Consider the following 20945-nt stretch of genomic DNA (forward strand, 5'->3'; position numbering starts at 1 on the left):
GTAATACACTAATCAGTGTATTTGTTTTTCGTCTATTTTTTTGATAGAAATGCTGATATAATAGTTTTTGGAAATGATACACTAAAGTTGGCACGAAAATTGCTATATAATAAGAGAAGCCAAACAAATGGATGAACAAGAAAGAGGGGATTCTGTTGGGGATTGATATCCGCTTAGTAAGAATCGATGATCGGCTCATCCATGGGCAAGTTGCGATCGTCTGGGCTAAACGGCTAGACATACAACGAATTATTGTTGTAAGTGATGCTGTGACAAAAGACAATATACGAAAAATCTTACTTCAACAAGCGGCTCCACCAGGAATCAAAGTCAATGTGATTACTGTAGCTAAAATGATTGAAGTCTATTCCAACCCACTGTTTGATGGAGTAAAGGTCATTCTGTTGTTTACCAATCCCATTGAAGTTTCGCAAATAGTTAAATCAGGTATTCATTTTCCCACCGTAAATATTGGCGCGATGGGGTATACCTCAGGAAAGAAAATGGTGGCGAATACAATTGCTGTTGACGATGCCGATTTGGAAGCTTTCCACTATTTAAATGCCCAAGGAACGGAACTGGAGATTCGAAAAGTCATTACTGATAATAAACAAAATCTGATGGATGTATTAAAAAAAGCGAAGGTTTAAAATGATCAACTAAAAGGAACCTTGAAAGGGGGCGGTTTTGTTAGGAAAGTCTGTTTTTAATAGACAAAGACTAGCGAAACGTGTAAAAAATAGCTGTGCAGGTTGGCAGCTATTTGAACAAAATCTAGAGACATTATTTAGGAGGTAGAGAGATGGTAGGAATTATCCTAGCAAGTCATGGCGAATTCGCTGAAGGCATCTTGCAATCTGGCGCAATGATTTTTGGAGAGCAAGAAAACGTAAAGGCTATTACGTTGATGCCAAGTGAAGGTCCAGACGATGTAAAAGCAAAAATGGAAGCTGCAATTGCATCTTTTGACAATCAAGACGAAGTATTATTCTTAGTCGATCTATGGGGCGGAACACCCTTCAATCAAGCAAATAGTTTGTTTGAAGCACACAAAGACAAATGGGCAATCGTTGCCGGTATGAATTTACCAATGGTAATTGAAGCTTATGCGTCACGTTTTTCAATGACGTCAGCTCAAGAAATTGCAACACACATTCTTGGAACAGCTAAAGAAGGGGTTAGAATTCAACCTGAGGAATTAGAGCCTAAAGAAAAAACAGCTGCTGTCGTTACTGAAGATGCACAACCAAAAGGATCACTTGCTCCAGGAACGGTTGTTGGAGATGGCAAAATCAAATTTGTATTGGCACGTGTGGATTCTCGTTTATTACACGGTCAAGTTGCAACAGCATGGACAAAATCAACACAACCAAATCGTATTATCGTTGTTTCAGATACAGTTGCAAAAGACGATTTACGTAAAAAATTGATTGAACAAGCTGCACCACCTGGTGTTAAAGCAAACGTTATTCCAATTAGTAAAATGATTGAAATTTCAAAAGATCCTCGCTTTGGAAATACAAAAGCATTGCTATTATTTGAAAACCCTGAAGACGTTCTTAGAGCAGTTGAAGGTGGCGTAGATATCAAAGAAGTAAATGTTGGATCAATGGCTCATTCCGTTGGAAAAGTTGTGGTAAGCAAAGTTCTTTCAATGGGACCAGAAGATGTTAAACATTTTGAAGAAATGAAAGAAAAAGGCATCAAATTTGATGTTCGTAAAGTACCAAATGATTCTCAAGCCAACATGGATGACATTCTTAAAAAAGCAAAAGCTGAATTAGCTAACGCAAAGTAAAAATAAATTAATTAGGAGGCTATTATGTCTATTATATCAATTGTTTTAGTAATATTAATTGCTTTTCTAGCTGGTATGGAAGGAATTTTAGATGAATTCCAATTTCATCAACCACTAGTAGCATGTACGTTAATCGGATTAGTAACAGGTAACTTGACAGCGGGTATCGTTCTTGGCGGTACACTTCAAATGATCGCTCTTGGATGGGCAAATATTGGAGCAGCCGTAGCACCAGATGCTGCATTGGCATCCGTTGCATCAGCAATTATTTTAGTATTAGGTGGACAAGGCGTTAAAGGCGTTCCATCAGCAATCGCAATCGCGGTTCCACTTGCAGTAGCAGGTTTATTCTTAACAATGATCGTTCGTACACTTGCAGTACCTATCGTTCACATGATGGATACAGCGGCAGAAGATGGAAATATCAGAAAAATTGAAATGTTACACATTCTTGCAGTATGTATGCAAGGGATTCGTATTGCAATTCCTGCAGCAGCACTTTTATTCATCCCAGCAGAAACGGTTCAATCATTCTTGGAATCAATGCCAGCATGGTTAACTGAAGGTATGGCTATTGGTGGTGGAATGGTCGTTGCCGTTGGTTACGCATTAGTAATCAACATGATGGCAACAAAAGAAGTATGGCCATTCTTCATTATCGGTTTTGTTGTAGCAGCAATTTCTCAATTAACATTAATCGCTCTTGGAGCACTTGGTGTTGCATTGGCATTGATTTACTTGAACCTTTCTAAAATGGGTGGTTCTTCAAACGGTGGCGGCGGAAGCAATTCTGGCGACCCACTAGGGGATATCTTAAACGACTATTAAATTAAAAAGTAGCTAGCAAAGTCTTATAATGTTCGATTTGTATCGTGTCTCTAAGGTTTCAAACCTCTAAGAGAGCATGACAAAGGAGGAAAAGAAAAATGGCAGAAACAGAAAAAATTCATTTAACGAAAAAAGATCGTTTAGCCGTTGCATGGCGTTCAACATTTATTCAAGGTTCTTGGAACTATGAACGTATGCAAAATGGTGGTTGGGCATTCTCAATGATCCCAGCGATCAAAAAATTATATAAAACAAAAGAAGATCGTTCAGCAGCATTGAAACGTCACTTAGAGTTCTTTAATACTCACCCATATATTGCTTCACCAATTCTTGGGGTAACCTTAGCACTTGAAGAAGAACGTGCGAATGGCGCGCCAGTTGATGACGTAGCAATTCAAGGGGTTAAAGTTGGGATGATGGGTCCATTAGCTGGTGTTGGTGATCCAGTATTCTGGTTTACAGTTCGTCCAATGCTAGGCGCACTTGGTGCATCTTTAGCAATGGGTGGAAACATTCTTGGTCCAATTATTTTCTTCGTAGCATGGAACTTAATTCGTTGGGGCTTTATGTGGTACACACAAGAATTCGGTTATAAAGCCGGTTCTAAAATTACAGAAGATCTTTCTGGTGGCGTATTACAAGACGTGACAAAAGGAGCGTCAATTCTTGGGATGTTCGTTCTGGCAGCCTTAGTACAGCGGTGGGTATCGATTAAATTCTTACCCGTTGTCTCTGAAGTTAAGCTAGACAAAGGTGCGTATATTGAATGGGATAAACTTCCAGGAGGAGGCGAAGGAATTCGCAATGCTTTCGAACAAGTGAACTCAGGATTAGCCCTTTCATCTACTAAAGTAACAACATTACAAAACAACTTAGATCAATTGATTCCTGGTTTAGCTGCATTATTATTAACATTCTTCTGCATGTGGTTATTGAAGAAAAAAGTTAGCCCAATCGTTATCATTCTTGGTTTATTCGTAGTTGGTGTGCTTGGTCACGTAATCGGTCTTTTATAAGCCGATAACCAATTAGTGCTTATCTAAAAAGTGGCTGCAGATAATTGTCTCAGCCACTTTTTTTATTGGCGAAACTAAATAAAAAACGTATAATGAATGAAACAAGCTAAACGAAATGGAGCGGATAGAATGGTAGAGTCAATTAACACAAAAGTAGATTTGGTGATAGATGCCACCGCTTTTACAGGTCTAACAGATTACGGGAAAATTATGATTGGAAACAACGGTTTTGAATTTTACAATGCTCGTGACGCCCATAAATTTATTCAAATCCCTTGGGAAGAAGTTGACCAAGTGATTGCTTCAGTCATGTTTAAGGGGAAATGGATTCCGCGTTATGCGATTAAAACAAAGAGAAATGGGACTTTCACCTTTTCGTCAAAAAACCCTAAAAAAGTTCTTAGAGCCATGCGAGAATACGTAGATCCAAGTCATATGGTTCAATCATTGAGCTTCTTTGATGTGATTAAACGAGCATTTAAATCAATGGGGAAAAAGAAAACTAACTAAACATTTATTTAACCAAGAGTCATTCTAATAGAGAGTGATTCTTTTTTTGTTGGAAGCTAGAACTCAATGACTGTATTTGGGATAGGGGCCTTTTTTCATTAAGTAAATTTTTAGAATAACCTTAATAAAACTTAAGTACTTAACCGTTGCTAAAAGAAGGGGAAACGATTAAAATTATGCTAAGTAGCATACCAATGAACGAGCATTTAAATGAAATTAGTCCACAATCGTTATAAAATAGGAGGCAACAATTAGATGAAACTAAAAAAAATACTTACCGCTAGCTTTGTTGGATTGATCACACTGGGTGGATTAGCAAGTGCTCATCCAGTTCAAGCCCGTACGTCAATCAATGAAACATGGGGAAAACCAGCTTTTACAAGAGGCGTAACATTAAATCAAAGCCAAATTGCAGAAACACGCAAGCTATTAGGGATACAATCAGATGATGCTGTTGATGAGTTTGTCGTAGATGGCAATGTTATTTCAAAATATTTGCAAAACAGCAATAATCCAGGTGCCCAAGTTTATTCCAGTTCACTGATTCAGCGGACATCAGCAGGTGATGGTGTAAAAGTCGAAATCGTAACGCCTGAAAATATCACATTGATTACTACTGAACAGTATCGAAATGCAAGCATTACAGCAGGTGTAACGGATGCGACCATCAAAGTAGCTTCAGCAGTTCCAGTAACAGGAGAAGGAGCTTTAGCCGGCGTATTTATGGCATTTGATGAGAATGGCCAAGCATTAGACAAAGAATCAATTGCCGTTGGGCAAGAAGAGTTGGGAGTTATTTCAGGAATTTCAGAAGCGAATAAAGACAATGCAGATTTTAGTGACGCGAATCTAAATGTTGCCTTTGCTGAAATTAAAGCGGAACTTGCAAAAATTCATGAAAAACAAGATCAACTTGCAACAAAAGAAGATGTTGAAAAAATTGTCAACGAAGCATTGAAGAACAACAATTTAGAGAAAGTTGTGACACCTGAACAAACCACACAAATTACTAATTTTATGATTCGCTTCCAAAATTCGCCAGCGATTAATAACAAAGAATTGATTAGCCAACTCAATAACTTCGGAAAAGATGTTATGAATAATGCGAAAAACTGGCTTGGAGAAGCCCGCAATTCGTTAAACTCAGAAGAAGCACAGAACTTTTTACAAAAAGTGAGCAATAGTTGGGATCGTTTTGTCAGCTGGGTAACAGGATTTTTTAACTAGATAAAGGAGAACCATTCTTAAAAAGAATGGTTCTTTTTTTGAGTAGATTTAAATAAAAGAGGCCGTCCTAAACATACATTAGGACGACCTTTTTTACTCTAGTATAAATGGAAAGCGAAAAGATTTCTGGAATTTTTCTTTTAAAATCAGAAGCATCAAATTTTGCCACATTTCTGGTCGAGAAATTTCAGTAATGAAAAATAGAATTTGATCGGGCTTCTGATGCTCAAAACAATCAGAAATAATAATTCTGGCATCATTAATATCATCTACAATAACAATATTTTCTTTACCGAACATAGTAAAGAGTTTTCTTTTGATAATATTTACTCCTGCCACATGTTTTGAATACTGAATGTATATTTTTAAATACATAGGGTCAACGTAGTCAATAATAGAAGCAATTAAAAAGTAATACCCATTTAAATATTTTTCGTCAACTTTCATATTGTATTCAGTAGTTATTGAATGAAAAAAATGCATAATTTTATGTTCAATCAATTTGAAACGCTCGGATTTAGTCGAAAAACGTTTCAGGCTGACAGGATTTGCAAACAATACAGACAAGTCTGTATCAAAATAATAAATGTAGATATGAAAAATAAAAATATAGTAGAAGGTAACAGCACGATCTTCAATTGAAATAAAAACATCTGGGAAAAATTGCGTGAAAATTGACTCGGTTAATTCTGTAGAATGTTTGACAATTGGAGAGTTTAAGGACTCCACTTGAGAATAAAGAGCAACCTTTTCCTCTAAATTATCAAGCTCAGAAATCGAAATTCTAGACAATAAATTTATAAATAAAAGCTCATCTTCATCTGTTAAATAGTCATGAGAATAAACCGATACATCATTAAGTTCTTTAAAAATAGTCGCAATTTCTTTAATATCTTCAGAAAGTGTAAAAGGCGGATTTCTTTTATCTAAATAAGATAATAAAAATAGAATTTCTAATTTTTTTGTTTTAGAGGGATTGTGAGCGGGAGCTGAAAAGGCGAGCTTGAATTCTTTGTTGAATTTTTTTATTGGAAACAGGTCTTCAAGAGGCCATGCGATTCCTTGAGAAATTCCCCAGTAAAAAAAGTAATAGAATGTTTTTAAATGTTTTGGAGAACCAACTAAGTTATTCTCATTTTTGGTTTCAGTAAAAACAATATCAATTTTAAAACCAGCTAAGAAGCGTTTAAGATCAGCCATTTGTCTGTATAAATGGGGGGTGCTGATGTATAAATACTCAGCTAATTGAATCATTGAATCAAAGTGTTTCGTTAAAAGTGAATAAATAATATTGAATTGGATTGAATTTTTCAAATAGTGTAGTTGCAAACTCACCATAAAGTATTCGATGTTCATAGGAGAAGAATTTACTATCGAATAACAATATTTATTTTTTTTAATTTCCAAATCCTTAAAATCTTTTTCTATTTCTAAATCATGAGCCAGTTCTTCAATCGTGTTTAGTGTTGAACGTTTAGAAATTTGAAGTAATTCAGAAAAGGATTCAAGGGAGAGTTCTTTTGGATGAGTGTAAACAAGCTCTCTAAATAAAGTTAATTTAGCTAAATCTTTTTTCGTCATTAATGTGTCCACAGCAAAACCTCCTTTTATTGAGTAGCAAATGATATGTAAAGCAATTTATCTAGCTCTAAGATTATAACGGAAATAAGACGATAGTCAAATACGTCGAGAATAGTAGTTTTAAATATAATTCCAGAAAACGTATACGAATACTATTAAATAAGACTTTTATCATAAATTGGAGAATTAGATACTAAATTAAGATAACATGAGAAAATATAAATGTTCTACACTTATAGTACAGTAAATTAATTATTACTTGTACAAATAAGGCGATGGAGTGACAAAATGATTATTGATGATAATTGGGACGATGTTTTCATTTATAATGTAGAGTTTCAAGTTTTAATTACGAGTAAAACAGGTGAATTTGAGAAAAACATTTCGAAAAGTTTGGTTTTCAGTAGTGAGCTAGATGAAAATAAAGTAGCTGATATTGTCAAAGAAAAATTTGGGAATGTTATCAAAGTAAACTACGTTGATTATTTTGGAGATTCATTAGAATTTAAAAATCAAAATCAATTGGAAAGGGGGTGAACGGATGCGTACGCAAAAGCAAGAATTGCTTTTGTTTTTCATTATTGTGCTAGTTCTTTGTTTCCCGTCAGTGTCTTTAGCAAATACGACAAAAAGCCAAGTAGGTATTTTTTTTACTGAAGGAAATGAAGCTGATGAGTTAGTGCAGGAAAAAAAGTCTAACGGAAAAAAAAATCCTAGCATAGGGGCTAAGGAAGTGCAAAGAGGGGATTATTTACCTCAAACAGGGGAGCAGGGTCAAGAGAATATACTTATAGTGGGGAGTCTACTTTTAGTTATTTCAGTAGTAGGAATGAATAAAATAAAACGGGGGTAGTAAAAGATGATTTTAAAAAGAATGTTAGTTGTAGGATTAATTAGTACAAGTTTTTTATTTAGTACAGCAACATACGCAGTTACCGGAGATGAGGTAAAGGGGAGTGAAGATGGAAAAAGTGGAACTTCTTATGGTTCTATTAATTTAACTCCTGGAGACCAAACAGAAGGCCCAACAGAACCAATTAAGCCTACAATTCCACCAGGGGAAACTGGAAATAGGGGTTCTTTGACAATTGATAACGTAGCCCCATTATTGTTTGATACACATAAATTAGAAGGAAAAGAACAAGTGTATACTTCAGTAGTAATGGATTCAAATGCCCAAGTAACTGACAACCGTGGAGAAGAAGCAGGTTGGAATTTACAAGTTTCACAAACTGCATTTATAGATAGTAAAGATGCAACGAAAATATTAAAGGGTGCAAAGTTGATCTTACCTGTTGGATTGCTTGAAACAGCTGGGACGAACGTATCTCTTGCGCCTACAGTGTCAGCTGTTGAAGTAAATGAAACACCTAACGTTTTAATGAATGCCCTAGCAGGTTCAGGTGCGGGAACTTGGACAAGTGTTTTCAACAAAGATGAAATTAAATTAACGGTACCAGCTGGAAATAAAAATGGAGAATACATCTCTACAGTAACGTGGTCGTTAATGGATGCACCAAAATAAAAAAGTAAATGAAAAGGGGTAATAAAAATGAAAAAGAAATTAATCGGTCTATCCTTAAGTGCAGGTATTTTAGTTAGTATTACGTTAATGAACAATTTGCAAGCAAATGCAGCAGAGGTCAGTAAAGGTTCTTCAACAGCTAATTTTGAATTACAAGCAGGAGATTCGACGACAATTCCAGAAGTAATTGATCCAGAACTTCTACCACCAACAGGAAATAAAGGACCACTCAGTCTAGATACTGTCTCAAGTTTTAATTTTCAAACAAAAAAACTAGGTGCAGAATCAAAAGCGCTTCTTGAAGCAACGCCTGTTTTAGGAACTAAATTAGGACTTCAAGTGACAGATGAACGTGGGGAAGATTTAGGTTGGAATTTAAAAGTAAGTGCAACGCCTTTTAAAACCGAAGACGATACATTAGAGTTAAAAGGCGCTGTTATGACTATTCCAGAAGGAGCACTAACGACAAAAGAAGGGGTAGATCCACTTTTAACACCAACGGCTTTTAAAGTAGCGTTATCGCCAACACCAACAAGTATTATGAAAGCTAGTACAACACAAGGGCGTTCAACATGGGTAAACTCATTTGAAGCCAAAGGAGAAAAAGTAACTTTAGCTGTTCCATCGGGAAATAAAGTTGCCACCTATTCATCCACAATTACTTGGTCGCTAGAAGATGCACCATAACAGGATTTAAAAAATAACAGAAAATGATAGGGGAATACGATGAATAAAAGATTTTTTTTGACTGCACTAATTATTTCAATCCCAATGGCTGGAGGATTACAAGTAAGTGCTGCCTCACCAGGAATATCAGACAGCAAAATTGATTTTCTTGCAGGAGACGGTGTAGTGACGCCACCAGTGAATCCAAAAGAACCAGATAATTTGATCCTACCAAGCCCTATAGATAGCTCAGATCCAGAAAATGAAGGAACAGGTCAAATTGGACCGTTATCTGTTGATTATGTTTCCAATTTAAAATTTGGAAAACAGAAAATTTCAGGAAAAACAGTTGCATATAAAGCATTGAATGCGGATCCTTTTGTACAAGTGACAGATTTACGTGGCTCAGGAGATGGCTGGAGATTATCAGCAAAAATGAGTCGGTTTATTAACGAAAACAATCACGAATTAAAAGGTGCTACCTTATCAATGCAAAGCAGTATAGTAAAAGCTGGAAGTACAAGTAATATATCACTATCTCCAGTTTCATCAGATATTGTATTTGATAACCAAGAAAGTAAACCAGTTATTATTGCAACGAATAAAGGAGGGCGGGGTACGTGGCTCAATGTTTGGTCTGGTGCCGATCAAGCCAATGAATCTATTCAATTAAATGTTTTAGCAGGTACACCAGAAGCGAACACTGAGTATACATCTTCAATCACATGGGAACTGGAAGATGCACCAAAATAAGTAAAACTTACAGACAAGGATCACTTTGAAAAGGAGGTCCTTGTTGTTTCATTAAGAAAAGGGGAATCGATCAAGATGAAAAAATTACATTTACTAACCGTTGTATTACTAATAGGGAGCTTAATTTCACCAATTATAGGTCAAGCAGAAGGAAGCATGGCTTATTCTGCAAAAGCTAATATACCAGAAAACCAAATCAACAAAACACTTACTTATTTTGATCTGAAAATGGAACCAGGTCAAGAACAAGAAATTACCCTAACTGTTAGTAATTCTAGCGATAAGGAAACAACAATCATTCTTTCTCCTAACATTGCGACAACCAATCAAAATGGTGTGATTGATTATAGTCAAAATAAAGTAAAACTAGATTCCACCTTAAAAATTCCCCTCAGTTCCATTATTTCAAAGAAACAAGAAGTGACACTGGCTCCTAACGAAACCAAACAAGTTCCATTTACACTTAAAATGCCAGATAAACCTTTTGAAGGTCTTTTGCTAGGCGGATTTTATGTTACTAAAAAAGAAGAAGCAGATGCTTCAAAAGAAGCTGAAAAAAACGTGCAAATTAAAAATAATTATTCGTATGTGATAGGCATCCAATTAAGAGAAGCATTAACAGAAGTGAAACCTCAGTTAAAAATGAATCAAATTAAACCGACCTTACTAAACTATCGAACGGCTATAACTGTGAACTTACAAAATACAAAAGCGACGCTCATAAAAGAATTCGATGTCCATGCAAAGATAAGAAAAAAAGGCAATGCGACTGTTTTACATGAAATAACAAAAACAGATATGTCAATGGCGCCCAACTCAAATTTTGATTTCCCTATAAACTGGAACAACCAAAGCTTAGAGCCAGGAACCTATACATTAGAAATGACCGCTAAGTCAGGTGACAATCAGTGGGAATTTGAAGAGGAGTTTAAAATTTCAGCAAATGAGTCTAAAACGCTAAACAAAGACGCTGTAGAATTAGAAAAATCCACTCCAAATTGGCTAATGATTAGTTTGTTAGCAATAGGTGTCATAACGATAATGACTAGTGGAATCATTTATTTCATTTACAAACATAAAAAGAAAAAAGAAGCAGAACGTCAAGCTCGGATAAGAAAGCAAAAAAAGCGAAAAAAAGCTCAAGCAAAGAAAAAAAAGCAACAATCAGAAAATGTTAATGAACACTGAACTGATTAAAATAACTATGGGAAGGAGGCGTTTAAAGTGAGAAAACTAAATGTGAGTTGTCTCTTATTAACGATTTTAGGATTTGGAACCCCCGCTTTTGCCGAATCAACTGGAGTGGTTGATTTTGAAGATGATACCGATGTCATGAGCCCTGTTAATCCACTAAATCCATCGGAATTAGGAATGGAAGATCCCAATAATCCGTCTACGAATAATCCTGGACCTCTGTCACTAAACGTTGCCCCACTTCAGTTTGATTTTGGCGTAAAAACAATGAAAGATTCTGTTTTAAGCTACTCAGCAAAGGATGTTGGAACTCAATTTATTCAAGTAACGGACAATCGAACAGATGCAAATGGATGGGTGTTGACTATTCAGCGAAATGAACTAGTATCGAAAGAAAATACAGAAATAAAAGGTGCTAAATTAACAATTCCTAAAGGAATCCTTCGGAATTCTTTACATGTACCAGCAAGCAATAGTGCCGAAGACGAACATCTAAAGACGTATAAAGTAGAAGTTTATGGTGATAATACACCAGTAACGATCTTATCAGCAGATCAAATCAACAATAATGGAAAAGCAACAACGATAAGCGCTTGGGAAAGTTCTAAAGTACAGTTAACATTTAAAACAATAATCACTAAAAAGGGAAGCTATACGTCTACTATTAACTGGAGTTTGTTAACAGCACCAACTAGTTGAATTAGAAAATAAATTTGTTGCAAATGGACACAGTAAAGGAATGGAATCATGAAAAAAATAATCAGCGCAATGAGTTTGATCTTGTTACTACTTGGAAACAATGTTTCTGCTGAAAGTTCGGAGGAAACGGCACAACCAAAATCTGATGTCAGCTATAGCGTTAAAAAAGTAAAAGCAGCTAATGAAATTAATGAAACAAATTCTTTTTATGATCTAAGAGCAACAGTGGGTGAAAAAAAAGAAATTCAAGCGATCATAACGAACGCATCAAATCACCCAATCTTTGTAAAATCTCAAATATTTACAGCTTTTACAAATGAGAATGGCGCAATTACGTACAACGATATACCTAATCCTGTATCAAAAAGCTTGAAATTTAAACTAAGCGATTTTACAACGATTGAGTCTTCGGATAAACGAGTGGAAGTACCGCCTCATTCAGAAAAAACAGTAACATCATTGATTGATGTGCCAAATAACGCACCAGATGGTGTGATATTAGGCGCTTGGTACTTTGAAAAAGAAGATCAAGTAGTAGAAAATCACGAAGAAAAAGGGATTGGAATAGCGAATAAATACAGCTATTCACTTGCAATAAAAGTAACGGTCAATCAAGAAATTGACAAACCTGAATTGAACTTAAAAAAAATCACTACAGGATTAAGCAACTACCGAAAAGCGATTCAAGCAACTATTGAAAATGAGTCGCCAGGAATTGTTTCAAAACTAACCATTAATGCTCAAATTTTAAATCAAAAAAATAATAAAATTTTATACGAACGGCAACAAGAAGAAGTAACGATGGCTCCTAATTCAAGTTTTTCTTATCCTATTTTTTTAATGAATCAGGAGATGAAAGCTGGGGATTACATTTTAAATATAGAAGCGACCACTGAAGACCCAAAATGGCCAAGTCAAAACTGGAGCTGGAGTCAAACCTTTCGCATTACTAAAGAAAAAGCACAGCAAATAAATCAGGAAGCACTAAATGACAATGTCTCAGCAAAACAAAATAAGGATGTACTTATTGTTGGTATTTTGTTTCTTAGCCTAAGTGTCGTAGTAATATTGTTCTTAATAATAAAAAAGAAATATAAGAAAAAAAAGAAAGTCAGAAAAATCATTAAACGAACTAAAATGAAAAAAGAGTCACTAGATAAGAATAAAGGAATAGGTTGGTGAAACATTTGAATAAATATATAAGAAAACTTCTTTTTGTTGTGGGTCTCACCTTAATCGGATGGCACTATTGTCCACTAAATGTATCTGCTGAAATTAGTCAAGAATCTCTAGTAGATAGACCTCAACCAACATCAGATAAGGTAACAGACATAAATCTGTTAACTAAGTATAATTTATTAAAAGGTAGTAAATTCAGAGCGTATTTTTATGATAAGTGGTGGGAATACGGAAGCATAGATCAAGACAATAATATATTAAATCGGAGTTATCAGCCTTTAGGGAGTCTGAAAAAATTTGATGACATATCATTTAGCTTTATGGTAAATGGAAACAGTAAGATGTTAATGGTAGCTCGTACTTTTCTGGTCAAGCCAGGTCATGAATATCAAGTTAGTTATTCTCTTAAGAATGCGTCTTATGACCCTTTATATCCTCTAACTCTTAACATGGCTATTGTTCCAGGAAGTACTTTTGGAGGAATACCCTATAAAACCTTGCCAAATACGTTTGATACTATGATGTATCAAAATTTTAAGGTGGATATTGAGACTGCTAAGGAAGCCTCATACACAGTAAATATGGATTCAATACAAGTCTATCAGGGCATTATCAGTACAAATACTACAATCATTGATCTAAATCAAAATATTATTGAAGCTAGAAGGGATGTTGAAAAGCTATTTACTGACAATACCTATACAAAATTAAAAGAATTTGTAACGCAAAAAGAATTGGATAGCGTGAAAAAAACTGTTGATTTAGTGGTGAATTCAACCGAAAGAACGTTTCTACTTCAATATACAGAGTTAGCACAAAAATTTTTAGATGATGTACAAATGACGTTAACAACAACAGAGATAAATGACAATATAGAAAGCCTAAACAATAAAGAGGTTAAAGGAACAACTTACCCACATGCCTATGTCCGGATTACAGGAAAAACTAGCTTACCTACCGCCAGTCTACTTTCACCATTTAAAGATGATCCTAAAAATTTTACAATCCAAGCAGATGAACTTGGCAATTATACAGTAAGATTAGAAAATGATGAACATTTTATTGCAGGTGAAAAAATTGTTGTTGAAGCCAATAGACATGGCAAACAAGCAATTGAAAATGTAGTAGTTAAAGATAAAACGCCACCCAAAGGAGAAGCAAAATCCATTCATAGTATTTTAAAAGATGCGATTCCAACACCTGACAAATTTGTGACAGACTTAAATGATTCCAACCCTAATAATAAAAAAATTACAGCTGAGTACTCAACGAAAAATAATAGCGATCAACTGCAACAAATGATGCAAAAAAGTGGGACGTATACGGTTTATGTGATGATTAAAGATGAAGCATCTAATAGTACTGAAATTCAATCAGAATTAATTGTTTATGATTCAAATTCACTATTAGAGAGCACCGATTTTCAAATGGATCAAGAAGAACTATTAAGTTTTTCCAATGAAGAAATGGCCAATCATTTTTTAAGAAGCAGTCAAACGCAAGCCTATCTAATCAAAGATACCAATAAAATTGATTTAACAGATAAACTTCAACTTAGAGGTTTAGATACCTTTAAAAAAGAGTTGGGATCTTATACCTTGAGTTATTTTTTATCTAAAGAAGACAGCGGTTTAACGATAGATTTAACAAGTGAATTTATAGTAACGGTTACACAACCTGACGCGAGTAAGCCAGTAGAACCTACTAATCCGCAACCAGAGACAAGTGTTGACGCTGAAAATGAGGGGACAGGAAATAAAGGATATCTTCGAATGGACTATGCTCCATCAATTTTTGACTTCGGTAAATTAAAAACCTCCTTTTTAAATAAGACGTATCAAGCAAAACAGCCTTTGTCTGTTTCTGGGAAACCGCTAACTAGACAATGGGTACAAGTATCTGATACTAGGTCAAGTAGCAATGGGTGGACGCTAAGCGTACATCAAAGCACTCCGTTTGTGGGGTCTGATGGCTCAACTTTGAAAGGCGCAATATTAAGGATTCCTAAGGGAACAATTTACAACACACTATCAAATGAAATCCCTGTTAGTGATACTAGTATAATTAGTCATGAAATCAGTCTTAGTGAGACACCAACAGCCATTTTAGCAACGCCAAAAAACAAGAATAGAGGGAAAAAAATAACAACTAATGTTTGGAATCCTTCACAAGTTACCTTGTATGTACCTAGTGGCAGCGCAAAAAATAAAGTTCATTACCAAACAACGGTTAATTGGTCACTAATGACTGATGTTCCAAATTAAATTTTTAAAAGATCACAAAAAATTATGAACAAAAAATGAGAATCTTCTGGAACTTATAGATAACAATAGAAAAAAATGATATACTGATTAAACAGTTAAATACAAATTAGGTTGGGCGCAAGCTTTCAAGATCTAGTTCTCCAAGGGTGAGGAGAACATCTTGAAGGCGTGCGCTCTTTTTTGTATTTATTTTGAAAACTAACAGAAGCAGAAGGGAATGGTTGAATGAAATTTTACAACAAGGAGAGCCAAGAGGTACTAAATGAATTTAAAGTGTCTATAACAGAAGGATTAACAGATACTGTTGTGGAATCAAATAGAGAGCGTTTCGGAGCAAATAAATTAAACGAAGAAAAATCAGATCCCTATTGGAAAATCTATTTACGCAGTTTTAAAGAGCCAATTGTGATTGTTTTAATGGGTGCAATTTTATTGTCTTTTTTCAGTGCCTATTACGATTTTCAAATTAAGGGTGATGTAAAACACGGAACAGAAGCTCTTTATGAAGGAACGGCAATTTTAATTTTGATTATCATTAATGCGACCCTGTCTTTTTGGCAAGAAATTAGTGCTAAAAAAAGTTTAGATGCGTTAAAACAACTTTCCAATCGTCAAGTCGCTCTTTTACGAAATGGCAATTGGGGACGCTATGATTCAGTCGACCTTGTGCCGGGAGATATCGTAAAGGTAAACGTTGGTGATTTTATTGAAGCAGATATCAGATGGATTGATACGTCAGAACTACAGGTGATTGAATCGCATTTAACAGGCGAAGCAGATGCCATTCAAAAGGACAGTCAAGTGCTTGAAGGAGAGATTGGTGTTGGCGATCAACGAAACATGGGGTTCTCAGGATCAACAGTTTCAAATGGTAGTGGAATTGGGATTGTTGTTGCAACCGGTCAAAAAACCGAATTAGGAAAAATTGCTGAGCTACTTCAAAATGTTGAGTCAAAACCTTCACCATTGCAACACACAGTTGGAAAATTGACGAAATCGTTAATGTTGATTTCTGGTTTAGTCGTTGTGTTCACCTTAATTGTTGGAATGATTCAATCCTATCAAGCAACAGGGGCATTAACCTTTTCCGCAATTGGCGGGGTGTTGTCTACTTCAATTGCTTTAGCAGTAGCCTCTATTCCAGATGCATTGCCAGCGGTGTTATCCATCGTTTTAACCATCGGTGCCAGCAAGATGGCTAAAAACAAAGGGTTAATTAAATCACTAAACAGCGTTGAGACGCTAGGCGCAACTTCTTATGTTTGTTCCGATAAAACAGGAACGTTAACGAAAAATGAAATGACCGTGACGCAATTCTTTGCCAACGGTGACGCATACTTTGTTACAGGCAAAGGGTATTCACCAGAAGGTAAAATTATCAGTGACAATCCAGATACGAATGCCTACCAATCATTTATGAAAGGTGCTGTTCTATGTAATGAAGCCGAGGTAAAATTGGTAGAGCAACAATACAAGCCTTTTGGAAATCCAACAGAAGTAGCTTTAGTGGTTTTAGGAGAGAAAGCCGGAATTACCAAAAAGGACATCCTTGAAAAGGGCAGTGAGATTTACCGTGTTCTACCGTTTACAAGTAGCCGAAAAATGATGAGTATTATTGTAAAAGAAGACGACCAGTATAAGCTTTATACCAAAGGAGCACCAGATGTATTGGTTGAAAAAAGCGCCTATATTTTACATGAAAATGAACGCGTTGAAACCTCTCTTTTAATTAAAAAGTTAGAAGAAACAACCTTGAATTTTGCTAAAGAGGCATTAAGAACGCTTGCCGTAGCGGAAAAAGTTTTAACCAAAGAAGAAGCAACCAATGGAACGGTGGAAGAATTAGAAGTAGGCTTTACTGTGACCGGTATAGCCGGGATTATTGACCCGCCAAGAGAAGAAGTCAGAGAATCTGTTCAGCAATTGAAGGAAGCTTCAGTTAAGGTTGTGATGATTACTGGGGACCATGAAGCAACTGCTAAAGCGATTGCCTATGATTTAACCATTATTGACTCGTTGGACGCGCCTTCAATCAAAGGGTCAGCAATTGAAAAAATGACCGATGAAGAGTTATTTGAAGTTGTCAAAGAAACACAAGTTTATGCTCGTGTTTCACCAGAACACAAACAACGAATTGTCGAACAGTTGCAAAAACACGGTGAAATCGTTGCAATGACGGGAGACGGAGTGAATGATGCGCCTGCACTAAGAGCCGCGGATATTGGCATTGCAATGGGGATAGCAGGAACAGAAGTGACGAAGGACTCTGCTGATTTGATTTTACTAGACGATAAGTTTACGACGATCCAAAAAACAGTTGAAAGTGGACGAACCATTTATGCCAATATTAAAAACTTTATGCGTCATGAGTTGACAACAAACGTAGCAGAAGTGTTATCTTTATTAATTGGCCTGCTTTTCTTCACAAAAGGGATGGGACAAGTTCCAGCGTCAACACCGACTTTAACAGCTTTAATGATTCTTTGGGTAAATATGGTCAGTGACGCTGTTCCATCATTTTCACTAGGATATGATGTGGCAGAATCAGATATTATGAGTGAGAAACCACGTAATCCAAAAGAGTCAGTCTTAGCAAATTACACATGGTCTCGTGTGTTGATTCGAGGAACGGTAATGGGATTAATGGTATACGCAGCCTTTATCTTGGCAGCAAAAAATGGAATGAGTAGCAATCAAGCCCAAACCGTTGCCTTTTTAACCCTAGTATATGGGCAATTATGGCACGTTTTTGATGCCCGTAGCTCTAAAACATTATTTAGAAGAAATCCATTCCAAAATAAACCTTTAGTCGCAGCCGTTTTATTTGCTGGAATTAGTTCGTATCTTGTAACGATTATTCCATTTTTCAATACAGTGATGGGCACAGCACCATTATCATTAAATGTTTATCTTTTATTGCTAGTTGTTCCCGCAATTCCGACGTTCATTTTATCAGGATTAAAAGAATTGTTTGGCATTAAAATCTGGTAAAACAAAAACCATCTATTTTGAATAGATGGTTTTTTATTTAAGCTAAAATTGTTCATTGTATGAGACTAAGAATCGTTTTCATTTAGGGGTTTCTCTTCGCTTTTCTTATTTTTCGATGGTATGCTTTCACTAGGAAAGAGAACGAGTTTTGATTTAAGTTCAATTAATTTGTTAAAGGAAGAATGCGCCTATGAGAAATGATAAAAAATTGTATTTGGTATTAAGTGTGGGAATTATTGCTCTGATTTTAGAATTTTTGTTTCAGCAAAATAATCTCGCGCAAGGATTAATAACAATCGCTGGCGTGGTCATGTCAGGAGTGATGTTTGTTGGAATGGTTAAAACGTTACGTTCAGGGAGTTATGGAGTAGATATTTTAGCGATCACAGCTATTATTGCTACACTAGCAGTTGGAGAATACTGGGCAAGCTTGATTATCCTCATTATGCTGACCGGTGGGGATTCACTGGAAGATTATGCAGCTAAAAAAGCGCGGAGCGAGCTAAAATCGTTATTAGATAATTCTCCGCAAATTGCGCATAAATACGAAGGAGATCAACTTGTTGAACTTCCTGTTGAAAACGTTAAGGTAAAGGACGTTCTAGTTGTTAAACCTGGGGAAGTCGTTCCAGTTGATGGTACGGTGCTATCTGGACAATCGCTATTTGATGAAGCCTCATTAACGGGTGAGTCAAAACCTGTCAACAAACAAGCAGGAGATTTGTTAATGTCTGGTTCAATAAATGGCGACGGAGCCATTACGATGACAGTGGACAAAGTAGCAGCAGATAGCCAATTCCAACACATTGTTCGACTCGTAAAAGAATCAGAGCAACAACCTGCTCATTTTGTTCGATTAGCAGACCGATACGCCGTTCCATTTACAATTGTTGCGTATTTAATTGCTGGAATTGCGTGGTACATTTCAAAAGATCCGAAACGTTTTGCTGAAGTTTTAGTCGTAGCCTCACCATGTCCGTTGATTTTAGCAGCTCCAATTGCGATGGTTTCTGGAATGAGCCGTTCTAGTAGAAACGGAATCATTATTAAGACGGGTACAACGATTGAGAAATTAGCAACGGCTAAATCCATTGCATTTGATAAAACAGGAACGCTCACCAACGGTGTGTTATCTGTTGACCAAATTCGATCCACTGGAACGATAGCAAATGACAAGATGGTCTTGCTTGCAGCGAGCGCGGAGCAACAATCAGGCCATATTCTGGCAAAATCATTGATGACCTACGTTGGCAATCAGAATTTATTAAAAGCAAGTGGAATTGAAGAGTCCGTTGGAAATGGGGTTACAGCGGAAGTAGAAGGCCAAGAAATAAAAGTTGGGAAATTAACTTTTGTTGCACCCAATCAAACACCAGAAGGCATCAAACAAACAGCTTTATTTATTTCAGTTAACAACCAATATGCGGGTTTTATTACTTTTACAGATACCATTAGAAGTGAGGCTAAAGAAACAATTAGTCAATTGAAAGCAGAAGGTTTGACCAAACTGATGATGCTAACCGGTGATCAAAAAGATGTTGCGGTTACAATTGCCAAAGAAGTAGGGATTACAGAAGTTAAAGCAGAATGTTTACCAGGTGATAAAATTTCAGCATTGAAAGAAATACCTGATTCAGAGCGTCCAATTATAATGGTGGGAGACGGAGTCAATGACGCGCCTTCACTGACTATTGCAGATATCGGAATTGCAATGGGAGCACATGGGTCAACTGCTGCAAGTGAATCTGCTGATGTAGTTGTCCTAAAGGATGATCTAAGCAAAGTTAGTACCGTGATTCAATTATCAAAAGATACAATGAAAATTGCCAAAGAATCCGTTCTATTAGGTATTTTAATTTGCACCATTTTAATGTTGGTTGCAAGTACAGGGGTTATCCCAGCATTGCTAGGAGCAGCGTTGCAAGAAGTGGTTGATGTTGTTTCAATTTTCTCTGCACTTCGGGCACGGAAAGACCGAAAAAGAAAACGTATAAATTAACAAAACCCCATCCTTTTTATTTAGGATGGGGTTTTTAACCAGTAGATAAAATAAGTATGAGGGTTACTTTGTTTTCAATGGAATGTTATTTTTTTCAAGATACCGATAGACAGTTGATCGAGAAATTTGAGCGGTTCGAGAAATTTTAGCAATGGACATATTTGTGTTTACATACAAATCCAGAACCAATTCAATATTCTTATTAATGGGTGGACGGCCAAGTTGCTTCCCGTTATTTCGAGCAGCATTTAATCCGGAAATGACGCGCTCGCTGATTAATTCAGCTTCCATTTCAGCAAAAGCGCTCATAATAGTGAAAAAGAATCGACCCATTGACGTAGTAGTGTCAATGTTATTTTGAATACTAATAAAATGAATATTCCGCTGTTTAAACTCTTCCATCAAAATCAAGAGGTGTTTCGTACCTCGAGATAAACGATCCAACTTGAAAATAACAAACGTATCCCCTGATTGCAATTCATTAAGTACCTTGTTCAGCTCCGCTCTTTTTTCGTTCCTACCGCTTTCTGTTTCGGTATAAATACGGTCACATCCATAATGTTTCAGTGCAGCTAACTGAGAATCCAGTTGTTGATAATGTGTGCTGACGCGAGCATAACCTAGTATAGCCAAAAAAATTCCTCCTAAAAGTAATGAACTAATCCTATCATAATCGAGTTAGTTCATTATTTAAAGAAAAAAGGAAGTGTTTTTT

The 20945-nt window shown here is 36.0% G+C and carries 19 protein-coding genes and 1 other annotated feature; of the genes, 17 read left to right on the forward strand and 2 right to left on the reverse strand.

Annotation, left to right across the window (positions count from 1 at the left end; genetic code table 11):
• The first annotated feature begins 155 nt into the window (after positions 1-155).
• The 6 genes from CDIMF43_RS02320 (at position 156) to CDIMF43_RS02345 (ending at position 5379) form a co-directional block, all read left to right on the forward strand.
• Entirely contained in the window at positions 156-650 is a 495-nt protein-coding gene (locus CDIMF43_RS02320; RefSeq protein ID WP_074402381.1) for a PTS sugar transporter subunit IIB, read from the forward strand.
• Between the two features lie 152 nt (positions 651-802).
• On the forward strand, positions 803-1798 hold the full coding sequence (locus CDIMF43_RS02325; protein ID WP_074402382.1) for a mannose/fructose/sorbose PTS transporter subunit IIA: 996 nt from the start codon (positions 803-805) through the stop codon (positions 1796-1798).
• A 24-nt stretch (positions 1799-1822) separates the two neighbouring features.
• On the forward strand, positions 1823-2626 hold the full coding sequence (locus CDIMF43_RS02330; RefSeq protein WP_034572473.1) for a PTS mannose/fructose/sorbose transporter subunit IIC: 804 nt from the start codon (positions 1823-1825) through the stop codon (positions 2624-2626).
• 98 nt (positions 2627-2724) lie between these two features.
• Positions 2725-3642, forward strand: coding sequence for a PTS system mannose/fructose/sorbose family transporter subunit IID (locus CDIMF43_RS02335; RefSeq protein WP_074402383.1), 918 nt, complete (start codon positions 2725-2727; stop codon positions 3640-3642).
• Positions 3643-3771: 129 nt separating this feature from the next.
• Positions 3772-4152 (forward strand): DUF956 family protein, encoded by a 381-nt coding sequence (locus CDIMF43_RS02340; protein ID WP_034572467.1) that lies wholly within the window; start codon positions 3772-3774, stop codon positions 4150-4152.
• Positions 4153-4407: 255 nt separating this feature from the next.
• Positions 4408-5379 carry a DUF1002 domain-containing protein gene (locus CDIMF43_RS02345; RefSeq protein ID WP_109841090.1) on the forward strand — a complete coding sequence of 324 codons (972 nt, stop codon included), beginning with the start codon at positions 4408-4410 and terminating at the stop codon, positions 5377-5379.
• 93 nt (positions 5380-5472) lie between these two features.
• Here CDIMF43_RS02345 and CDIMF43_RS02350 read toward each other — a convergent pair whose 3' ends face one another.
• Positions 5473-6972 (reverse strand): helix-turn-helix domain-containing protein, encoded by a 1500-nt coding sequence (locus tag CDIMF43_RS02350; protein WP_109841091.1) that lies wholly within the window; start codon positions 6970-6972, stop codon positions 5473-5475.
• A 276-nt stretch (positions 6973-7248) separates the two neighbouring features.
• Between CDIMF43_RS02350 and CDIMF43_RS02355 the strand changes: the two genes are divergently transcribed.
• From CDIMF43_RS02355 to CDIMF43_RS02400, 11 genes are all read left to right on the forward strand, one after another.
• Positions 7249-7497, forward strand: coding sequence for a hypothetical protein (locus tag CDIMF43_RS02355; protein ID WP_074402386.1), 249 nt, complete (start codon positions 7249-7251; stop codon positions 7495-7497).
• Positions 7498-7501: 4 nt separating this feature from the next.
• Positions 7502-7813, forward strand: a complete 312-nt coding sequence (locus CDIMF43_RS13785; RefSeq protein ID WP_074402387.1) for an LPXTG cell wall anchor domain-containing protein — start codon at positions 7502-7504, stop codon at positions 7811-7813.
• A gap of 6 nt (positions 7814-7819) precedes the next feature.
• Positions 7820-8485, forward strand: coding sequence for a WxL domain-containing protein (locus CDIMF43_RS02360; RefSeq protein ID WP_227001269.1), 666 nt, complete (start codon positions 7820-7822; stop codon positions 8483-8485).
• 27 nt (positions 8486-8512) lie between these two features.
• Entirely contained in the window at positions 8513-9172 is a 660-nt protein-coding gene (locus CDIMF43_RS02365) for a WxL domain-containing protein (protein ID WP_109841092.1), read from the forward strand.
• Positions 9173-9211: 39 nt separating this feature from the next.
• On the forward strand, positions 9212-9904 hold the full coding sequence (locus CDIMF43_RS02370) for a WxL domain-containing protein (protein ID WP_109841093.1): 693 nt from the start codon (positions 9212-9214) through the stop codon (positions 9902-9904).
• 75 nt (positions 9905-9979) lie between these two features.
• Positions 9980-11092 carry a DUF916 and DUF3324 domain-containing protein gene (locus CDIMF43_RS02375; RefSeq protein WP_167554788.1) on the forward strand — a complete coding sequence of 371 codons (1113 nt, stop codon included), beginning with the start codon at positions 9980-9982 and terminating at the stop codon, positions 11090-11092.
• A gap of 36 nt (positions 11093-11128) precedes the next feature.
• Positions 11129-11797: a WxL domain-containing protein gene (locus CDIMF43_RS02380; RefSeq protein WP_074402391.1), complete on the forward strand. Its 669-nt coding sequence runs from the start codon at positions 11129-11131 to the stop codon at positions 11795-11797.
• Between the two features lie 48 nt (positions 11798-11845).
• Complete coding sequence (locus tag CDIMF43_RS02385; RefSeq protein WP_109841094.1) at positions 11846-12979, forward strand: DUF916 and DUF3324 domain-containing protein; 1134 nt, start codon at positions 11846-11848, stop codon at positions 12977-12979.
• Between the two features lie 5 nt (positions 12980-12984).
• Entirely contained in the window at positions 12985-15240 is a 2256-nt protein-coding gene (locus CDIMF43_RS02390; RefSeq protein WP_135017056.1) for a WxL domain-containing protein, read from the forward strand.
• 109 nt (positions 15241-15349) lie between these two features.
• Positions 15350-15396: a sequence feature (sodium ion sensor (DUF1646 type); this cis-regulatory element may regulate processes involved in with the transportation of sodium ions), on the forward strand.
• 69 nt (positions 15397-15465) lie between these two features.
• Complete coding sequence (locus CDIMF43_RS02395) at positions 15466-18231, forward strand: cation-translocating P-type ATPase (protein WP_109841096.1); 2766 nt, start codon at positions 15466-15468, stop codon at positions 18229-18231.
• A gap of 190 nt (positions 18232-18421) precedes the next feature.
• A complete protein-coding gene (locus tag CDIMF43_RS02400) occupies positions 18422-20230 on the forward strand; it encodes a heavy metal translocating P-type ATPase (protein ID WP_109841097.1) in 1809 nt (602 codons plus the stop codon).
• Positions 20231-20293: 63 nt separating this feature from the next.
• On the opposite strand, the gene CDIMF43_RS02405 is transcribed toward CDIMF43_RS02400, so the two are convergent.
• The gene (locus tag CDIMF43_RS02405) at positions 20294-20863 is read right to left on the reverse strand and encodes a recombinase family protein (protein WP_074402396.1); all 570 of its coding nucleotides are present in this window, start codon (positions 20861-20863) and stop codon (positions 20294-20296) included.
• Positions 20864-20945 lie beyond the last annotated feature (82 nt).

This window comes from Carnobacterium divergens, assembly GCF_900258435.1.
GTDB classification, from domain to species: Bacteria; Bacillota; Bacilli; order Lactobacillales; family Carnobacteriaceae; genus Carnobacterium; species Carnobacterium divergens_A.

What these genes read in the sequence shown, in the direction of transcription:
- CDIMF43_RS02365 (WP_109841092.1), top strand. Translation starts at nt 8,513, where the DNA reads ATGAAAAAGAAATTAATCGGTCTATCCTTAAGTGCAGGTATTTTAGTT.
- CDIMF43_RS02355 (WP_074402386.1), top strand. Translation starts at nt 7,249, where the DNA reads ATGATTATTGATGATAATTGGGACGATGTTTTCATTTATAATGTAGAG.
- CDIMF43_RS02375 (WP_167554788.1), top strand. Translation starts at nt 9,980, where the DNA reads ATGAAAAAATTACATTTACTAACCGTTGTATTACTAATAGGGAGCTTA.
- CDIMF43_RS02400 (WP_109841097.1), top strand. Translation starts at nt 18,422, where the DNA reads ATGAGAAATGATAAAAAATTGTATTTGGTATTAAGTGTGGGAATTATT.
- CDIMF43_RS02335 (WP_074402383.1), top strand. Translation starts at nt 2,725, where the DNA reads ATGGCAGAAACAGAAAAAATTCATTTAACGAAAAAAGATCGTTTAGCC.
- CDIMF43_RS02325 (WP_074402382.1), top strand. Translation starts at nt 803, where the DNA reads ATGGTAGGAATTATCCTAGCAAGTCATGGCGAATTCGCTGAAGGCATC.
- CDIMF43_RS02345 (WP_109841090.1), top strand. Translation starts at nt 4,408, where the DNA reads ATGAAACTAAAAAAAATACTTACCGCTAGCTTTGTTGGATTGATCACA.
- CDIMF43_RS13785 (WP_074402387.1), top strand. Translation starts at nt 7,502, where the DNA reads ATGCGTACGCAAAAGCAAGAATTGCTTTTGTTTTTCATTATTGTGCTA.
- CDIMF43_RS02395 (WP_109841096.1), top strand. Translation starts at nt 15,466, where the DNA reads ATGAAATTTTACAACAAGGAGAGCCAAGAGGTACTAAATGAATTTAAA.
- CDIMF43_RS02370 (WP_109841093.1), top strand. Translation starts at nt 9,212, where the DNA reads ATGAATAAAAGATTTTTTTTGACTGCACTAATTATTTCAATCCCAATG.
- CDIMF43_RS02360 (WP_227001269.1), top strand. Translation starts at nt 7,820, where the DNA reads ATGATTTTAAAAAGAATGTTAGTTGTAGGATTAATTAGTACAAGTTTT.
- CDIMF43_RS02385 (WP_109841094.1), top strand. Translation starts at nt 11,846, where the DNA reads ATGAAAAAAATAATCAGCGCAATGAGTTTGATCTTGTTACTACTTGGA.
- CDIMF43_RS02330 (WP_034572473.1), top strand. Translation starts at nt 1,823, where the DNA reads ATGTCTATTATATCAATTGTTTTAGTAATATTAATTGCTTTTCTAGCT.
- CDIMF43_RS02340 (WP_034572467.1), top strand. Translation starts at nt 3,772, where the DNA reads ATGGTAGAGTCAATTAACACAAAAGTAGATTTGGTGATAGATGCCACC.